General features: G+C 72.4%; 17 protein-coding genes. 13 read left to right on the top strand and 4 right to left on the bottom strand.

Features of this window, described 5'->3' with window-relative positions:
• Positions 1–43 precede the first annotated feature (43 nt).
• The 7 genes from ectB (at position 44) to ehuA (ending at position 5,862) form a co-directional block, all read left to right on the top strand.
• Positions 44–1,315, top strand: a complete 1,272-nt coding sequence (ectB, locus tag ACZ4XX_RS13925; protein WP_468508163.1) for a diaminobutyrate--2-oxoglutarate transaminase — start codon at positions 44–46, stop codon at positions 1,313–1,315.
• Between the two features lie 108 nt (positions 1,316–1,423).
• The gene (locus ACZ4XX_RS13920) at positions 1,424–1,840 is read left to right on the top strand and encodes an ectoine synthase (RefSeq protein WP_468508162.1); all 417 of its coding nucleotides are present in this window, start codon (positions 1,424–1,426) and stop codon (positions 1,838–1,840) included.
• A 48-nt stretch (positions 1,841–1,888) separates the two neighbouring features.
• On the top strand, positions 1,889–2,785 hold the full coding sequence (gene thpD / locus ACZ4XX_RS13915; RefSeq protein ID WP_468508161.1) for an ectoine hydroxylase: 897 nt from the start codon (positions 1,889–1,891) through the stop codon (positions 2,783–2,785).
• A complete protein-coding gene (gene ehuB / locus ACZ4XX_RS13910; RefSeq protein ID WP_468508160.1) occupies positions 2,782–3,699 on the top strand; it encodes an ectoine/hydroxyectoine ABC transporter substrate-binding protein EhuB in 918 nt (305 codons plus the stop codon). Before thpD ends, ehuB begins: the two co-directional genes overlap by 4 nt.
• Positions 3,700–3,711: 12 nt before the next feature.
• On the top strand, positions 3,712–4,386 hold the full coding sequence (gene ehuC / locus ACZ4XX_RS13905; RefSeq protein WP_468508159.1) for an ectoine/hydroxyectoine ABC transporter permease subunit EhuC: 675 nt from the start codon (positions 3,712–3,714) through the stop codon (positions 4,384–4,386).
• Entirely contained in the window at positions 4,386–5,021 is a 636-nt protein-coding gene (ehuD, locus tag ACZ4XX_RS13900; protein ID WP_468508158.1) for an ectoine/hydroxyectoine ABC transporter permease subunit EhuD, read from the top strand. The genes ehuC and ehuD overlap by 1 nt, the downstream gene beginning before the upstream one ends.
• Positions 5,017–5,862 (top strand): ectoine/hydroxyectoine ABC transporter ATP-binding protein EhuA, encoded by an 846-nt coding sequence (gene ehuA, locus ACZ4XX_RS13895; protein ID WP_468508274.1) that lies wholly within the window; start codon positions 5,017–5,019, stop codon positions 5,860–5,862. The genes ehuD and ehuA overlap by 5 nt, the downstream gene beginning before the upstream one ends.
• A 173-nt stretch (positions 5,863–6,035) precedes the next feature.
• On the opposite strand, the gene ACZ4XX_RS13890 is transcribed toward ehuA, so the two are convergent.
• Positions 6,036–6,932 (bottom strand): RNA polymerase sigma factor SigF, encoded by an 897-nt coding sequence (locus tag ACZ4XX_RS13890; protein WP_468508157.1) that lies wholly within the window; start codon positions 6,930–6,932, stop codon positions 6,036–6,038.
• Between the two features lie 184 nt (positions 6,933–7,116).
• Here ACZ4XX_RS13890 and ACZ4XX_RS13885 point away from each other — a divergent pair, with 184 nt between their 5' ends.
• The 5 genes from ACZ4XX_RS13885 (at position 7,117) to ACZ4XX_RS13865 (ending at position 11,539) form a co-directional block, all read left to right on the top strand.
• Positions 7,117–7,542, top strand: coding sequence for an ATP-binding protein (locus tag ACZ4XX_RS13885; RefSeq protein WP_468508156.1), 426 nt, complete (start codon positions 7,117–7,119; stop codon positions 7,540–7,542).
• Between the two features lie 110 nt (positions 7,543–7,652).
• The gene (locus ACZ4XX_RS13880; RefSeq protein ID WP_468508155.1) at positions 7,653–8,456 is read left to right on the top strand and encodes an N-formylglutamate amidohydrolase; all 804 of its coding nucleotides are present in this window, start codon (positions 7,653–7,655) and stop codon (positions 8,454–8,456) included.
• Between the two features lie 129 nt (positions 8,457–8,585).
• Positions 8,586–9,311, top strand: coding sequence for a flavodoxin family protein (locus tag ACZ4XX_RS13875; protein WP_468508154.1), 726 nt, complete (start codon positions 8,586–8,588; stop codon positions 9,309–9,311).
• Between the two features lie 114 nt (positions 9,312–9,425).
• Positions 9,426–10,700, top strand: a complete 1,275-nt coding sequence (locus ACZ4XX_RS13870; protein ID WP_468508153.1) for a VWA domain-containing protein — start codon at positions 9,426–9,428, stop codon at positions 10,698–10,700.
• Positions 10,700–11,539 (top strand): hypothetical protein, encoded by an 840-nt coding sequence (locus ACZ4XX_RS13865; RefSeq protein ID WP_468508152.1) that lies wholly within the window; start codon positions 10,700–10,702, stop codon positions 11,537–11,539. Before ACZ4XX_RS13870 ends, ACZ4XX_RS13865 begins: the two co-directional genes overlap by 1 nt.
• Before the next feature lie 128 nt (positions 11,540–11,667).
• Here ACZ4XX_RS13865 and ACZ4XX_RS13860 read toward each other — a convergent pair whose 3' ends face one another.
• A complete protein-coding gene (locus ACZ4XX_RS13860; protein WP_468508151.1) occupies positions 11,668–12,930 on the bottom strand; it encodes an MFS transporter in 1,263 nt (420 codons plus the stop codon).
• 62 nt (positions 12,931–12,992) lie between these two features.
• Between ACZ4XX_RS13860 and ACZ4XX_RS13855 the strand changes: the two genes are divergently transcribed.
• The gene (locus ACZ4XX_RS13855) at positions 12,993–13,481 is read left to right on the top strand and encodes a MerR family transcriptional regulator (RefSeq protein ID WP_468508150.1); all 489 of its coding nucleotides are present in this window, start codon (positions 12,993–12,995) and stop codon (positions 13,479–13,481) included.
• 63 nt (positions 13,482–13,544) lie between these two features.
• Here ACZ4XX_RS13855 and ACZ4XX_RS13850 read toward each other — a convergent pair whose 3' ends face one another.
• On the bottom strand, positions 13,545–14,024 hold the full coding sequence (locus ACZ4XX_RS13850) for a (2Fe-2S)-binding protein (protein WP_055599959.1): 480 nt from the start codon (positions 14,022–14,024) through the stop codon (positions 13,545–13,547).
• A gap of 17 nt (positions 14,025–14,041) precedes the next feature.
• Positions 14,042–16,441, bottom strand: a complete 2,400-nt coding sequence (locus ACZ4XX_RS13845; protein WP_468508149.1) for a molybdopterin cofactor-binding domain-containing protein — start codon at positions 16,439–16,441, stop codon at positions 14,042–14,044.
• Between the last annotated feature and the right edge of the window lie 122 nt (positions 16,442–16,563).

Genomic DNA, 16,563 nt, shown 5'->3' with positions numbered 1-16,563 from the left:
CCGCGCACACCACACCCCCGAACCCACTCTGGAGAAGAGCTTCGTGACCCTGACCGACATCGCCACGCCCTCCGTCTTCGAGACCGTCGAATCGGAGGTCCGCAGCTACTGCCGCGCCTGGCCCGTCGTCTTCGAACGCGCCACCGGCAGCAGGCTGTACGACGAGCACGGGCGTCCGTACCTCGACTTCTTCGCCGGCGCCGGCTCGCTGAACTACGGCCACAACAATCCCGTGCTCAAGCGGGCCCTCCTCGAATACCTCGGCAACGACGGCGTCACCCACGGCCTCGACATGTCGACCACCGCCAAACGCGACTTCCTCGAGACCTTCCGCAGCACGGTCCTGGAGCCCCGCGCCCTGCCCTACAAGGTGATGTTCCCGGGCCCCACCGGCACCAACGCCGTGGAGGCGGCGCTGAAGCTCGCCCGCAAGGTCACCGGGCGGCAGACGGTCGTCTCCTTCACCAACGCGTTCCACGGCATGTCCCTCGGCTCCCTCGCCGTCACCGGGAACGCCGCCAAGCGCGCCGGCGCGGGCGTCCCGCTGCACCACGCCATCCGCATGCCCTTCGACGACTACCTCGACGGTCAGCTCCCCGACTTCCTCTGGTTCGAGCGGCTCCTCAACGACGCCGGCTCCGGCCTCGACCACCCGGCGGCCGTGATCGTCGAGACCGTCCAGGGCGAGGGCGGCATCAACGTCGCACGGGCCGAGTGGCTGCGCGCGCTCGCGGAACTCTGCCGCCGGCACGAGATGCTCCTCATCGTCGACGACATCCAGATGGGCTGCGGCCGCACCGGCGACTTCTTCTCCTTCGAGGAGGCGGGCATCACGCCCGACATCGTCACCCTGTCCAAGTCCATCAGCGGCTACGGCCTGCCCATGGCCCTGTGCCTGTTCCGGCCGGAGCTCGACGTCTGGCAGCCCGGCGAGCACAACGGGACCTTCCGCGGCAACAACCCCGCCTTCGTCACCGCCACCGCCGCCCTCGACGCCTACTGGCGCGACGGCGCCCTGCGCGGGCGCACCCTGGGGCGGGCGGACCGGGTGGAGCGCGCCCTCCTCGACCTGTGCGGGGGCGACGGACGCACCGGTGTGTCCGTCCGCGGCCGCGGACTGGTGTGGGGCCTGGAGTTCGCCGACGGGGAGCGCGCCGACGCCGTGTGCCGGCGCGCCTTCGAGACCGGCCTCCTCGTGGAGACCTCGGGCCCGAGCGGCGAGGTGGTCAAGCTGCTGCCGCCGCTGACCGCGACGGACGACGAGCTCGACGAGGGCCTCGGCATCCTGGCCCGCTCCGTCCGCCACACCGCCTGACACCTCTTCCGACCGTCGTTCGTCCGACCGACGGTCCGATGACCCGGATGACCCGATCACCGATCACCGAACACCGAACACCGAACACCCGAAAGGCAGTCGTACCCCATGATCGTCCGTACCTTCGACGAGCTGGAGAACACCGAGCGGCACGTGAGGGCCGCTTCGGGCACCTGGGAGAGCAAGCGCATCGTCCTGGCCCGTGAGCGGGTCGGGTTCTCCCTCCACGAGACGGTGCTGTACGCCGGCACCGAGACCGCGATGTGGTACGCGAACCACGTCGAGGCCGTCGTCTGCACCGCCGGTGAGGCCGAACTCACCGACCACGAGACGGGCCGCACGTACACCATCGTGCCCGGAACGATGTATCTGCTCGACGGGCACGAGCGCCACACCCTCAAGGTCAAGGCCGACTTCCGCTGCCTGTGCGTCTTCAACCCGCCCGTGACGGGGCGCGAGGACCACGACGAGAACGGCGTCTACCCGCTGCTGACGGAACCCGCGTCCGCCTCCGACGACGCCTGAGCCCGGCACTCCAGCCGCATCCCTACGCGAAAGGAAGCACGCTCCCCCATGCCCTCCGCACCCACCCGCCCCGTCGACCTCTACCCCACCCGTGGCCCCAAGGAGGAACTGATCGGCCGCAAGGACCCCGTCGTGTGGTCCGAGCCCGGCACGGCGGGCCCGTTCTGGGCCCGTGAACTGGAGGAGTACGACCGCGACGGCTTCATCACGGTGGACGAGATCGTCACCCCGGACGAGGTCGACGTGCTCCGTGCGGAGCTGGACCGGCTCGTCTCCGACCCGGTCGTACGGGCGGACGAACGGGCGGTCGTCGAGCCCCGTTCCCAGGAGATCCGTTCCGTCTTCGAGGTGCACCGGATGAGCGAGGTCTTCGGCCGACTGGCCGAGGACCCGCGGATCATCGGGCGCGCCCGCCAGATCCTGGGCTCCGAGGTCTACGTCCACCAGTCGCGGGTCAACGTCAAGCCGGGCTTCGGGGCCAGCGGCTTCTACTGGCACTCGGACTTCGAGACCTGGCACGCGGAGGACGGGCTGCCGCAGATGCGGACCGTGTCGGTGTCGATCGCGCTCACGCCGAACCACACCACCAACGGCAGCCTGATGATCATGCCGGGTTCGCACCGCACGTTCCTCGGCTGCGCCGGTGCCACGCCGAAGGACAACTACAAGAGGTCGCTCCAGATGCAGGACGCCGGTACGCCCTCCCACGAGGCGCTGACCACGTTCGCCGACGCCTGCGGCATACGCCACTTCACAGGTCCGGCCGGCTCCGCCACCTGGTTCGACTGCAACGCGCTGCACGGGTCGGGCGACAACATCACCCCGTACCCCCGGAGCAACGTGTTCCTCGTCTTCAACAGCGTCGACAACCAGCCGGAGGCGCCCTTCGCCGCCCCGGTCCGGCGGCCCTCGTTCATCGCCGCGCCCTCGTGGGACCACGCGTGACCGGCCCGGCACGCCTGGACCGACGCGGCTTCCTCGGCAGAACCGCGCTCCTCGGCGGCCTCGCCCTGACCTCGGGGCTCCTTGCGGCCTGCACCCGCACCCAGGTCGGTTCGGGCGCGCCCGAGGACGACGGCGCGCTCCTGGCGCGGCTGCGGAAACAGGGCTTCGTACGGGTCGGGTTCGCCGGTGAGGCGCCGTACGGCTTCCAGGACGGCGCCGAGCCGGCCGGTGAGGCGCCGACGCTGCACCGCGAGGTGTTCGCGGCGCTCGGGGTGCGCGAACTGCGCCCGACACTAACCGAGTTCGGGGCGCTGATCCCCGGTCTCCTCGCCGACCGGTTCGACGTCGTGAGCGCGGGCATGTCGATCACGCCCGAGCGCTGCGCCAAGGTGATCTTCTCCGAGCCGGAGTTCGTCTCCCCGACCGCGCTGATGGTCCGCAAGGGCAATCCGAAGGGGCTGAGCGACCTGGCGTCCTGCGCGGCGAAGGGGATCACCGTCGGCGTGCTGACGGCCGCGGTGGAGGCGTCGTTCGCCAAGGCCGCAGGTGTTCCCGACGGGTCGGTGAAGACGCTGGCCAAGCAGCAGGACGGTCTCGACGCCCTCCTCGCCGGGCGGATCGACGCGTTCGCGCTGACCGCCATCTCGCTGCGCTGGCTGGCGCGGACGAACCGGGACGCCGCGGTGGAGGTCACCGAGGCGTTCGTGCCGGTGGTCGACGGCGTGCGGCAGCTCGGCGCGGGCGGAGCCGTGTTCCGGCCGGGCGCGACCGGGCTGCGGGACGCGTTCGACCAGGAGCTCCGCAAGATCACCGGATCCCCCGACCGGTTCGTGGAGCTCCTGGGCCGCTACGGCTTCACCGCCCGCGAGGTGCCGCCCCGTTCCCTGCGGACCGCCGACCTGTGCGCCGCGTGAAGGGCGGCCGGCATGGCTGAGTTCCTCCCCGAGCTCCGGCGGGCCCTGCCCCGGCTCGGCGAGGGGCTCCTGACCACGGTGGAAGCCACGGTGCTCGGTGCCGCGCTCGCACTGCTCCTCGCGTACACCCTCGGCCTGCCGTCCCGGTCGGCGCGGCTGCCGGTGCGCGGAGCGGTGCGGGTCGTCGTGGAGTTCTTCCGGGGCACCTCGCTGTACGTGCAGCTCTTCTGGCTGTTCTTCGCGCTGCCGATGGTCGGCTTCCGGCTGGAGCCGCTGGCCTGCGGCGTCCTCGCGCTCGGCCTCAACTTCGGGGCATACGGCTCCGAGGTCGTGCGGGGCGCGGTGACCGCGGTCCCCCGCGCCCAGACCGAGGCCGCGATCGCGCTCGGCATGGGCCCGGTGCTGCGGCTGCGGCGGGTCGTCCTGCCGCAGGCGCACGCCCTGATGGTGGCGCCGTTCAAGAACCTCCTCGTCCAACTGCTCAAGGCGACGCCGCTGCTCTCCCTGGTCACGGTCCCGGATCTCACCTTCCAGATCGACCAGTTGCGCTCCTCGACGGGCGCGACGGCCGCCTCGTACCTGCTGCTCCTCGGGCTCTACTTCGCCATGGCCGTCGTCCTGAGCCTCCTCATGAACGCCCTCGAGCGGGCGGCGAAGGCCCGTCTCGGGCAGGAAGGAGGCGTCTGATGTGGGACGGAGAGGCGGCCCGGGCCGCTCTGCCGACCGTTCTCGAAGGCTTCGGCGTCACCCTGGTCGCAACGGTGCTCGCCTTCGCCGTCGCGATGGTCCTGGGGCTCCTGCTCGCCCTCGCCCAGCGCGCGGGGCCCGCGTGGCTGGCCCTCCCGGTGCGCGGGGCGGCCGGGTTCGTCCGCACGACCCCGCTCCTCGTGCAGCTGTTCGCGGCATGGGTACTGATCCCGGGACTCGACGCGCCGACGCTCGGTGTCCTGGTCCTGGGCGTGCACTACGCCACGTACCTCTCCGAGGTGTACCGCACGGGCATCGACGCCGTACCGAAGGGACAGTGGGAGGCGTGCACGGCGCTGTCGCTGCCGCGCCGGCGGGTCTGGCGCGCGGTGGTGCTGCCGCAGGCCGTGCGCAACGTGCTGCCGCCGCTGGGCAACTACGCGGTCTCCATGTTCAAGGAGACGCCCCTGCTCTCGGTGATCACGGTGCACGAGATGGTCCACGAGGCGAACACCTTCGGCAGCACCCACTTCGCCTATCTGGAGAGCTTCACCCTCGCCGCCGCCGTGTTCCTGCTCGCGAGCTGGCCGACCTCGGTGCTGATACGACGACTGGAGACACGCCTTGCCCATTGAGGAGCTGTCCGAGAACCTCGCCAAGGACCCGACCGCGCATCCGGCGGCGCACCCGGACCCGCATCCGACGACGCACCCGGCGGTCCGCTTCGACCGGGTCACGAAGCGGTTCGGGGACCACACCGTGCTCGACGGCCTCGACCTGGAGGTCGGCCGCGGGGAGCGCGTGACGCTGATCGGCCCGAGCGGCTCCGGGAAGACCACCATCCTCCGGCTGCTGATGACGCTGGAGCGGGTGACCGACGGCGTCATCCACGTGGACGGGGAGCCGTTCTCCCACATGCCGGGCCGGACGGCCGGGAAGCTGGTTCCGGCGAGCGAACGTCATCTGGCGGCGCGACGGCGGCGGATCGGCATGGTGTTCCAGCAGTTCAACCTCTTCCCCCACATGAGCGTCCTCGAGAACGTCGTGGAAGCGCCCGTGCACGTGCTCGGCGAGAGCCGGGAGGAAGCCGGGCTCCGGGCCCGGGACCTGCTCGCCCTGGTCGGGCTCTCCGACAAGGTCGACGCGCGGCCGACCCGGCTCTCCGGCGGCCAGCAGCAGCGGGTGGCCATCGCCCGCGCGCTGGCGATGCGGCCCGAGATCCTGCTTCTGGACGAGGTGACCTCGGCGCTGGACCCGGAACTCGTGGCGGAGGTGCTGGACGTGCTGCGGGACGTCGCCCGGCGGACCGACATCACCCTGCTCTGCGTGACGCACGAGATGGGCTTCGCCCGGGACGTCTCGGACCGGATCCTGATGTTCGACGGCGGCCGGATCGTCGAGTCGGGTCCGGCCGACCAGCTCCTGGACGCGCCCGCGGAGGAGCGCACCCGCGCGTTCCTGAGCTCGGTCCGCTGACGGCGAGGATTCAGTCGGCCGGGTGGGTCCGGTAGGGCGCGTAGCTCCGCTGGAACAGGGGGTCCGACAGGGCGGGGGGCCGCTGGGACAGGCGGGTCCGGCAGGGCGGGGGGCCGCTGGGACAGGGGGGGTCCGACAGGGCGGGGGGCCGCTGGGACAGGCGGGTCCGGCACTCAGCCCTCTCGGGCGTCACCACCGTCCTCGATCATGCCGTCCCGCAGCCGGTCCAGGCTGCGGGCGAGCAGCCGTGAGACGTGCATCTGGGAGACACCGATCCGCTCGCCGATCTGGGTCTGGGTGAGTTCCTCCACGAAGCGGAGGTGCAGCAGCAGCCGGTCGCGCGGCGCGAGGGCCTCGACGAGCGGCGCGAGGGTGTGGAACTCCTCGAAGAGTGCGAGCGCCGGGTCCTCCTCGCCGATGAGGTCGGCCAACGCGGCGTCCTCGTCCTCGTTGTCGCCGCCGGCGAGCGCGGCGTCCAGGGACGTGGAGTGGTAGCCGTTGGCGGCGACCTGGGCCTCGACGACCTCGTCCTCGGACAGGTCCATGACCGGCGCGAGCTCGGAGATGCGCGGGGCCCGGCCGAGCCGTGAGCTCAGCTCGTCGGTGGCCTTGGCCAGCTCCACCCGCGCCTCCTGGAGGCGGCGCGGGACGTGCACGGCCCAGGTGGTGTCGCGGAAGAAGCGCTTGATCTCGCCCAGGATGTACGGCACGGCGAAGGTGGCGAACTCCACCTCGCGCGACAGGTCGAAGCGGTCGATCGCCTTGATCAGGCCGACCATGCCGACCTGGAGGATGTCCTCCCGCTCGTCGCCACGCGCCCGGAACCGCCCCGCCGCGTACACCACCAGTGACATGTTCATCTCTATGAGGGTGTTGCGGACGTACTGGTGCCCCGCGGTGCCCTCCTCCCGCGCCGCCAGCTCACGGAAGAACACCTTCGACAGGGCACGCGCGTCCCGGGGTGGAACCGCGTGCGGGACCTCGGGAAAGGGCAGTTCCTCGCCCACGCCGTTCGTCGCGTTCGTCTTCGTCGCGTTCGTCTTCGTCGCCTCGCCCGGATCGGTCCGCACAGGGACAACCTCCTCTGGCTCGCGGTCCGTTCAGCGTTCCTGGTTCTCGTACCCCCGCTTCCGGCAGGCACTCCCCCTCCGCTCCCGGCCGATTCCGGCCGAGCGGAAGGCATCACCCCGGTTCGAACGGGCAGACGAAACGCATCAGCTGCTGAGATATCGGACAGGAAGAAAGGGATCCGTGATGAACACCTGGAGCGACACCCTGTCCCCGGCCCCGGGGGCGGATCCGTGCGACGCCGGGAACGCAGGTTCACCCCCGGTCCGTACCCCGGCCCAGGCGCGCACGGTCGTCCGCGACGCCCTCGCCGCGCTCGGGCCCCTGCGGCCCTGCCAGGTCGAGGACCTGCTGCTCGTCACCTCGGAGCTGGTCACGAACGCGCACCGGCATGCCGGCGGTGTCACGGGGTTCGGAATCGGGGTCGGGCACGACCGGGTGACGGTGTCCGTGTCCGACGCCAGCGGTGAGGCCCCGCTGTACGAGCGCCGCGAGGGGCTCCGCCTCGGCGGCTACGGCTGGCCGATCGTGCTCCGGCTGTGCCGTGAGGTGACCGTGGACGCGAGGCCGGACGGGAAGACCATCCATGCGGCGGTGACGGTCGACCGGTGACGGCCGACCGGTGACGGCCGACAGGGGTCCTGAACCAGCAGTGCCGGCGGGGCGTACGGCGCGCGCCGGGCACACTCCACGGCGGGCCCGACCTGTGGAAGGGTGAGCCGATGACCTCACGCTCGTACGACGTCCTCGCCGGCGCCCCGGACTCCCCCGTCCTCCTCCATGTCCCGCACTCCTCCCGGGTGATACCCCCGGACGTGCGCGAGGGCATCCTGCTCGACGACGGCGAACTGGACCGCGAGCTCGACCACATCACCGACGCCCACACGGCGGAGATCGCCGCCGTGGCCGCGGCCGCCGCCGGCGCGACTCCCTGGCAGTTCGTCAACCGGCTGTCCCGCCTGGTCGTCGACCCCGAGCGCTTCCCCGACGAGCGCGAGGAGATGCTGGCCGTCGGGATGGGCGCGGTGTACACGCGGACGACGCACCGGGCCGCGCTCCGCCCCGCCGGGTTCGACCCGGCGCCGCTGATCGACCGGTACTTCACGCCGTACGCCGAGGGCATGGCCGCCGCCGTGGCCGGGCGGCTGGAGGCGACGGGGCGGGCCGTGATCGTCGACGTCCACTCGTACCCGACCGGGCCGCTGCCGTACGAGCTGCACGGCGAGGGGCCCCGCCCGCCGGTCTGCCTCGGCACCGACGCCTTCCACACGCCGCCGGCGCTGCTGGACGCGGCACGGGAGGCGTTCGCCGGGTTCGGGGGTCTTGCGACGGACACGCCCTTCGCGGGGACGTACGTACCGCTGTCGTACTACGGCAAGGATCCCCGGGTCAGCGCGCTCATGATCGAGATCCGGCGCGATGTCTACATGAGTGAGCCGGGCGGCGCGGCGGGACCGGGGGCGCAGGGGCTCGGAGCCGCCCTTGCGGCACTCGTCGACGCCGTGCCGCCGCACCCGTCGGCGTAGGGACGACATCGCGGTCCCTGACGGCTGCTCATGCGTTCGGTCGCGGCCCGGTGGCCCGGGAGCGAGGACGTGCGCAGGCTGGGGGGTGGTCCCGGGAGGGGCCGCCCCCGTCCCGTGAGGAGACCGTCGATGACCGCCCCCGATCCCGCCCAGTACCGGTACGACGACCTCAGCGCGCTCTACCTGAACTGCACGCTCAAGCGCTCCCCCGAGGTCAGCAACACCGAGGGGCTGATCGAGCGCAGCCGGTCCGTCATGGAGGCGCAGGGCGTGACGACCTCCCTGGTGCGGGCCGTCGACCTGGACATCGCGACCGGGGTATGGCCGGACATGACGGGGCACGGCTGGGAGTCGGACGCGTGGCCGGCGCTGTACGAGCAGGTGATGGCCGCCGACATCCTCGTGCTGTGCGGGCCGATCTGGCTCGGCGACAACAGTTCCGTGATGAAGCGGGTGATCGAGCGGCTCTACGCCTGCTCGAGCCTCCTCAACAGCGCCGGGCAGTACGCGTACTACGGCCGGGCCGGCGGCTGTCTGATCACCGGCAACGAGGACGGCGTGAAGCACTGTGCGATGAACGTCCTCTACAGCCTCCAGCATCTGGGGTACACGGTGCCGCCGCAGGCGGACGCGGGCTGGATCGGCGCGGCCGGCCCCGGCCCCTCCTATCTGGACCCGGGATCGGGCGGCCCCGAGAACGACTTCACCAACCGCAACACCACGTTCATGGCCTGGAACCTGATGCATGTCGCCGGACTCCTCAAGCGGACGGGCGGCATCCCGGCGCACGGCAACCAGCGCTCGGCATGGGACGCGGGCTGCAAGCCGGACTTCCCGAACCCCGAGCACCGCTGACCCCCGGGAGACCGCCGCGGCGAGCCGCGCGGTCTCCCCCGTTCTGACCGCATCTCAGGCCCCGGCGCCCACCCTCGTTTTGGATTGTCGGAGGATCATCAATACGATCCGGCGATGATCACGAGAAAACGGCTGGCGACCGGGGCCTGCGCGCTGCTCGCCGCCCTGAGCGTCGCGCTCCTGCCGACAGGCGCGACCGCGGACGCGCCGGTGGCGAAGGAATCCCCCAAGGTCGAGCTGGTCCTCGACGTGAGCGGCTCCATGCGGGCCAAGGACATCGACGGCAAGTCCCGGATGGCCGCGGCCAAGCAGGCCTTCAACGAGGTCCTCGACGCGGTGCCCTCGGAGGTCCAGCTGGGCATCCGCACCCTCGGCGCCGACTACCCCGGGCAGGACCGCAAGCGGGGCTGCAAGGACACCCGCCAGCTCTACCCGGTGGGCCCGCTCGACCGGACCGAGGCCAAGACCGCCGTGGCCACCCTGGCCCCGACCGGCTGGACCCCGATCGGTCCGGCGCTGCTCGGTGCGGCCGAGGACCTGGAGGGCGGTGAGGCCACCCGGCGGATCGTGCTCATCACGGACGGCGAGGACACCTGCGCCCCTCTCGACCCGTGCCAGGTGGCGCGCGAGATCGCGGCGAAGGGCATCCATCTCGTCATCGACACCCTGGGTCTGGTGCCGGACGCCAAGACCCGGCAGCAGCTCATCTGCATCGCGGAGGCCACCGGAGGCACCTACACCTCCGTCCACCGAACCGAGGAGCTCTCCCGCCGGGTCCGGCAGCTGGTCGACCGTGCCGCCGACCCGGTCGTCACTCCGGTGGCCACCGAGGGCACGCTGCGCTGCGCCGACGCGCCCCAGCTCAAGCCCGGCCTGTACACCGACCGCGAGGCCTTCGGCCAGCACCGCTGGTACCGGGTGGACCTGCTGCCCGGTCAGGAACTCCGCGCCTCCGTCAGCGTGTCGGCCGACCGTGCCGTCAACAACGACTACGGCGTGCTGCTGCGCGCCGTGACCCGCCACGGCAGGGAGATCGTCCGCGGCTCCGAGGCCGGCGACGGACGCACCGACGTCATCTCGACGGGCCTGCGCTACCCGAAGCCGGAGCTCGACGACGAGCCCGAGGACGGCAAGCCGGCCGCGGAGACGGTCTGTCTCCAGATCAGCAACTCGTTCTCCGCTCCCCCGTCGGTCAAGACGACGCCGGGCATGCCCATCGAGCTGACCGTGGACGTCGTCGACGGCCCGTCGACCGCGTCGGACGTGGCGTCGTTCGGCCTCGGCCGCGGCTGGTGGCTGCTCGGCGCGCTGGTGCTCGTCGGCTTCGTGGCCGGTCTGCTCTGGGGCTGGCTGTCCCGCTGGCGCGTCGCTGTCTGGAGGACCCACTGATGCGTACCGTACGCATGCTCGCCACGGCCGCCCTCGCGGGCGCCGCTCTCCTCGGCCTCGCGGCCCCGGCCGCCCTGGCCGACTCCCCCTCGCCCTCGACCGCCCCGGGCGAGGACACCGCCTCCACCGCGGGGCCGACGGAGGCCGGCACCACGTTCCGTACGGCCGCCCGGTTCCTCCCCGGGCAGGAGGCCACCGCGCAGGCCGCCACGGGTGACTACCTGTACTGGGTGTTCCCGGCGGACACCGGGCAGCGGCCGACGGTGAACGCCACCGTCACCCTGCCCGACGCGGCACTGCGGCACGGACCCGCCACCTGGCGGGTCGACGTGTACGACGGGCTCCGGCGGCGCCAGCCGTGCATGTACGGGACCCAGTCCCGCGCCGCGGCGAAGGAGACCGCCACCGTGCGGCTCACCTGTGTGCTGCGACCGGTGCGCGCCTCGGCCGACACCTGGTCGAACGACCCGCTGCCCGGCAGCTACTACGTGCGGCTGACCGCCACCTCGCTGCCGGACGAGGACCTCGGCCAGCCGTTCACGGCCCGGCTCGGGGTGAGCACCGTCGACAAGGGCGGCGCCTACGCCGCCGACGGCTCGCTCGCCGCGCCGCTCGTGCCCGGGGCGACCACGGCCGACCAGGCGGAGGCCGACGAGAAGGCCGGCCGGCCCTCCGCCGTCGACGCCGCGGCCCCGGACGACGGCTGGTCCTCCGGCTGGTGGTCCGACCGCTGGCTCTGGACCGCGGCGGGCGGCATCCTCGCGGCCCTCGCGGGCATCGGCGGCTACGTGCTGACACGCGGCGCCGGACGGCCGTCCCGGGTCCCGCCGGCCGCCTGACCCGTCGACAGAACGCCCGAAGGCCCCCACCGCGTGGATGCGGTGGGGGCCTTCGGGCGTTCCCCACGGACTCGACGCGGAGCCGGACCGGGCGGTCCGCTCCTCGTTCCGGCCGTGTGCGGTCCGGTTCACCGGCGGGGCCCCGGGCGGGCCGGGAACCCGTGGGCGCGGGCCCCCGCCACGATCGCCACCACCGGGACGAGGAGGACGAGCACGCTCCAGGACAGGGCGCCCGCGCCGAGCGCGTCGAGCAGGACACCGCCGGCGATGCCGCCCGCCGCCATGGCCGCGTTCCAGAGGCTGACCAGCAGGGTCTGGGCGGTGTCGGCGTGTTCGCCGCCCGCGTCGGCGACGGCCGTCTGGAGGAGGGTGGGCGCGCCGCCCCAGCCCGCCCCCCAGAGCGCGGCGGCCGTCAGGACGAGCGCGGTGCCGCCGGCCGGGACGGCGAGCACCGCGGCCGCCACGGCGACGAGGACCGTGCCGGCAAGGGTCAGGATCCGGAGCCTGCGGTCGATGTGCCGTCCCGTGAGCCAGATCCCGGCGAGCGAGGCGACGCCGAAGACCAGCAGGACGAGACCGGTGGAACCGCCGATGCCGAGGTGCCCGAGGTAGGCGGCGACATAGGTGTAGAGGACGGTGTGGGCCAGGACGAGGGTGAACGTGACGGCCAGGACCGGGAGGACGCCCGGCACCTTCAGGGTCCGTGCGACCGGGGCGCGTCCGCCGTGCGCCTCGCCCGGCAGGTCGGGGACCGCGAGGGCGATCCAGCCGAGGAGGACGACGGCGATGACGGTCATGGCGGTGAAGGCGATCCGCCAGCCCACGGCCTCACCGAGGAAGGTGCCGGCCGGCACGCCGAGGGAGAGCGCCAGGGGGATGCCGGTCATGGCGACGGCGACGGCCCGGCCCTGGAGGTGCGGCGGCGCGATGCGCCGGGCGTACCCGGCGAGCAGGGCCCATGCGACGCCCGCGGCGACTCCGGCGAGAAACCGGGCGCCCATGGTGAGGGCGTACGAGGAGGAGACGGCCGTCACGGTGTTGGCGGCGGCGAATCCGGCGACCGAGGTGAGCAGCAGGCGCTTACGGCGCCATGCGGCGGTGCGGGCGGCCAGGGGGACGGCGGTGAGAGCGGTGCCGAGGGCGTAGACGGTGACCGACTGGCCCATGGCGGCCTCGCCGACACCGAGGTCGGCACTCATTCCGGGCAGGACGCCGGCGGGGAGGGTCTCGGTGAGGCTGGTGACGAAGACGGCGGTGGCGAGGGCGAGCAGCGCGAGGAGCGGCAGCCGGCCGGAGGGAGCGGTGGAGGCGGTGGGGGTCCTGGAGGCAGCGGGGATCGTGGAGGCGGCGTGCGCGGCGGAACGGGCCGCCGCTGTCGTGTCGTTGGCCATGGATCTATGCTCAAACCCTCACATTGATGTGAAGGTCAAGCGAGTCGCCGGAGGGGGCGTCCATGCGGATCGGGGAGCTGTCGGAGCGCACCGGAACACCGCGCAGGCTGTTGCGCTACTACGAGGAACAAGGTCTCATCGTCGCCGATCGACTGCCCAACGGCTACCGGGTCTACGACGAGTCGAACCTGGACCGGGTCATGCAGATCCGGGGCCTGCTGGACGCCGGTCTGCCGACCCGGATCATCAAGCAGATCCTGCCCTGCCTGAACAAGCCGCGGATCATCCACTTCCCGGACGCCACCCCGGAGATGCTGGCCACCCTGGAGGACGAGCGGGACCGCATGACCGAGCGGATCCGCTGCCTCACCCGGAACCGGGACGCGGTGGCGGAGTATCTGGACGCGGTACGGGAGAGGCCGGCGCCGGCCGCGGCGGTGGCGTCGGGCGAGGGGAACGAGGCCGCCCGGCTCGCCGGTACGGAACCGGAGTCCACGTCCTCGCCGCTCAAGGTCCCCGGCGCGACGCCGGGGACCTCGGCCCGGGCCTGACCTTCCGAAGGTCCCTGTGCCCCGAAGCCCGCAGGCCGCGGGGCTGTCGGACGGTCGGCTCGGTCAGGTCATCCTGCGCGCGCCGTCAAGGACGGCCTGTCGGATGCGGTGGTAGGTCCCGCACCGGCAGATGTTCCGGATCGTGTCCAGGTCCGCCTCGGTGATCTCGCGCCCGGCCTCCCGGGCCCGGCGGACCTCCGCGACCGCCGTCATGATCTGGCCCGGCTGGCAGTAGCCGCACTGGGCGACGTCGAGGTCGAGCCAGGCCTCCTGCATGGGATGGAGGTCGCTTCCGACGGTGTCGGGGAGCCCCTCGATGGTGGTGACCTCGTCGCTCGGGGCGAGGTCCTCGACGGGCACGGCGCAGGGCGTGAACGCCTTGCCGTTGAGGTGGCTCGTACAGGCCCGGCAGACGCCGACTCCGCAGCCGTACTTGGGCCCGGTGACGCCCAGGACGTCCCGGAGGACCCAGAGGAGTCGGACGTCGCCCTCGACGTCGGCGGTGACGGCCTTGCCGTTCAGGATGAAGGTGTGCTGCGGCACGGATGCTGCTCCAGGTCTCAGAGGGCGCGGTCGCGGCCGTCGGTCGGCGAGGCGGGGACGGGCGGGACGGTCGGCAGGGGCGTGAAGGCGAGCGGATCTGCGTGGTTGACGGGGAAGACCGTCGGCATGGTGCCGGTGGCCCGGCCGTAGGCGCAGGCGACGGCGGCCATGGCGCCGGCGACCGCGAGTTCGCCCGCGCCGCCCGGCTTGTCGCCGGTCGAGGGCATCACGATGATCTCGAGCTCGGGCGGGGTGTTCCACTGCCGGGTGTAGAAGTACTGGTCCCAGCTGCCTTCGAGGAAGTGCCCGTCGCGCAGGTGGAGGCCGGACGTCAGGGTGATGGCGATGCCGTCCGAGATGCCGCCCATCATCTGGGCCTCCAGGCCGCGCGGGTTGACGGCGAGACCGACGTCGACGGCGCAGACCGCCTTGGTCACCCGGGGTCCGGTGACCGCGCCGGGGATCTTCCGCCCGGTGGTCCCGGGCCGGCAGTCGATCTCGACGAGCATGGCGACGACGGAGTGGTACTCGGTGTGGACGGCGATGCCCTGGGCGGTGCCGGCGGGCATGGCGCGGCCCCACTCCCCCACTTCGGCGACCTTGTCGAGGACGGCGCGGGCACGCGGGTCCTTCATGAGACGGCGGCGCATCGCGTACGCGTCCTGTCCCATGCACCGGGCCAGTTCGTCCATGACGAGTTCCTGCGCACAGCGGACGTTGGGCGAGTAGATGTTGCGCATGGACCCGGTGTTGAAGCCCTTGTCGGTCTCGGAGAGCAGCTGGGTGGTGACGCCGAGGTGGTAGGGGCTGATCTGGGTGAGCTGGAACATCGTCTCGGAGAAGGCGAGGTCGCCGACGGGCAACCGGGCGACCTCGGCCGTGAGGACCTCGCCGATGCCGTGCCCGAAGTCGGTGGCCACGGAAGTGTGCCGCTGCTCGTACGTGAGGACCTCGCCGAGGGTGTACGTGGCACGGACCCGTGAGGTGGACATCGGGTGCGTGCGGCCCTGGCGGAAGTCGTCGGTCCGGTGCCACATCAGCTTGACGGGCTTGCCCATGGCGCGGGAGATCTCGGCGGCCTCGTCGGCGGCGTCGTGGAAGAGCTTGCGGCCGAAGGAGCCGCCGCCCTCGGTGACATGGACGCGGACCGCGGAGACCGGCAGACCGAGCTTCAGGGCGATCTGTTCCTGGGCGACGATCGGCGCCTTGAGCGAGCCCCAGATCTCGGCGGAGTCCTCCCGGACGTCGGCGATCGCGCAGTTGGTCTCCAGCGCCGCGTTGCTGGCGAAGTGGAAGGTGAAACGGGCGTCGACGGCCTTGGTGAGCAGCGGCAGGGGCGGTACGACCAGGGGGAGTTCGGCCCGGCGGAGCTTCGCGAGGACGGTCGCGTCGGAGGCGCCCTCGGCGGTGCCCGGCCCCCACTCGACCCGGAGGGCGCGCACGGCGTCGATGCACTGGCCGAAGGTGCGGCCGCGGACGGCGACGCCGGTGGAGACGGTGACGACGTCGGTGATCCCGGGAAGGGCCCGTACCTCGGCGAGGTTGGCGACGGAGCGGACCGTGCCGTTGATGGTGGGCGGGCGGCAGACCATGGTGGGCAGGGCGTCGGGGACCTGGAGGTCCATCGCGAACTTCTTGCGGCCGGTGACCGCTTCGAGGGCGTCGACGCGGCGCTGTCCGGTGCCGATGAGCCGGAAGCGGTCGGGGTCCTTGAGGGTGACCTCGACGGCGGTGTCGGACACGGCGGCGGCCGGCACGGCGAGCTCGCCGTAGCCGAGCAGTGCGCCGGTCGGGGAGAGGACGGCACCGGCCTTGGTGGTGAGGGTGCCGAGGGCCTCGCCGAGGACGAGGGAGGCGGCGTGCAGGAGCCGGCCGCGGGCGACGGCGGCGGCGACGCGCAGGGGGTGGTAGGTGGAGTACGTGGTGTTGGAGCCGCCGGTCAGCTGGTTGAAGAGCAGCTCGGGCCGCGCGTCGGCGAGCGTGACCACGACCTTGTCCAGGGGCAGGTCGAGTTCCTCGGCGACGATCATGGCGCTGGAGGTGGTGATGCCCTGGCCGACCTCGGCGCGGGGCAGCGCGAAGTGGGCGGTGCCGTCCTCGTCGAGGCGGATGGTGATGAGGTGGCTGGTGGGGAGGGCCGCGAGGGTGAGCAGTTCGTTGAGGTCGAGGAGTTCGGCGGGTCCGGGGAGCGAGGGGACGAGCGCCGGGGCCGCGGCGGCGGCCTGCCGGGGCGCGAGGGCCTCGGCTCCGAGTTGTGCGGCGACGGTGAGGGTGGGGGCGGCGAGGACGTACCCGAGGAACCGGCGCCGACTGGTGCCACGCGTCGCGTCGCCACCGTCCACACCCTCGGAACGCGCGGTTCCGTCCACGCCGCCGCTCGTGGGGTGGTCGTCCCGCACGGGGTGCCGCCTCGCCATTCGGTGTGCCCTTCGTCATGGCCCCGAAGCTGACTCCCGGGTGCCTCCTCGGATGTGGTGATCATCGCTCATCCGAGTGGCCCTCGGGAGCCGTTCGACATGGCGAATGTCAGACCACCGTC

This window comes from Streptomyces sp. NPDC029956, from assembly GCF_055574655.1.
Note: the sequence above shows the minus strand (reverse complement) of the source record. Positions and strands in the feature narration are given on the sequence as shown.

What these genes read in the sequence shown, in the direction of transcription:
- ACZ4XX_RS13845 (WP_468508149.1), bottom strand. Translation starts at nt 16,441, where the DNA reads ATGGCGAGGCGGCACCCCGTGCGGGACGACCACCCCACGAGCGGCGGC.
- ACZ4XX_RS13860 (WP_468508151.1), bottom strand. Translation starts at nt 12,930, where the DNA reads ATGGCCAACGACACGACAGCGGCGGCCCGTTCCGCCGCGCACGCCGCC.
- ehuC (WP_468508159.1), top strand. Translation starts at nt 3,712, where the DNA reads ATGGCTGAGTTCCTCCCCGAGCTCCGGCGGGCCCTGCCCCGGCTCGGC.
- ACZ4XX_RS13865 (WP_468508152.1), top strand. Translation starts at nt 10,700, where the DNA reads ATGCGTACCGTACGCATGCTCGCCACGGCCGCCCTCGCGGGCGCCGCT.
- ACZ4XX_RS13875 (WP_468508154.1), top strand. Translation starts at nt 8,586, where the DNA reads ATGACCGCCCCCGATCCCGCCCAGTACCGGTACGACGACCTCAGCGCG.
- thpD (WP_468508161.1), top strand. Translation starts at nt 1,889, where the DNA reads ATGCCCTCCGCACCCACCCGCCCCGTCGACCTCTACCCCACCCGTGGC.
- ehuD (WP_468508158.1), top strand. Translation starts at nt 4,386, where the DNA reads ATGTGGGACGGAGAGGCGGCCCGGGCCGCTCTGCCGACCGTTCTCGAA.
- ACZ4XX_RS13885 (WP_468508156.1), top strand. Translation starts at nt 7,117, where the DNA reads ATGAACACCTGGAGCGACACCCTGTCCCCGGCCCCGGGGGCGGATCCG.
- ACZ4XX_RS13855 (WP_468508150.1), top strand. Translation starts at nt 12,993, where the DNA reads ATGCGGATCGGGGAGCTGTCGGAGCGCACCGGAACACCGCGCAGGCTG.
- ACZ4XX_RS13920 (WP_468508162.1), top strand. Translation starts at nt 1,424, where the DNA reads ATGATCGTCCGTACCTTCGACGAGCTGGAGAACACCGAGCGGCACGTG.
- ACZ4XX_RS13870 (WP_468508153.1), top strand. Translation starts at nt 9,426, where the DNA reads ATGATCACGAGAAAACGGCTGGCGACCGGGGCCTGCGCGCTGCTCGCC.
- ACZ4XX_RS13880 (WP_468508155.1), top strand. Translation starts at nt 7,653, where the DNA reads ATGACCTCACGCTCGTACGACGTCCTCGCCGGCGCCCCGGACTCCCCC.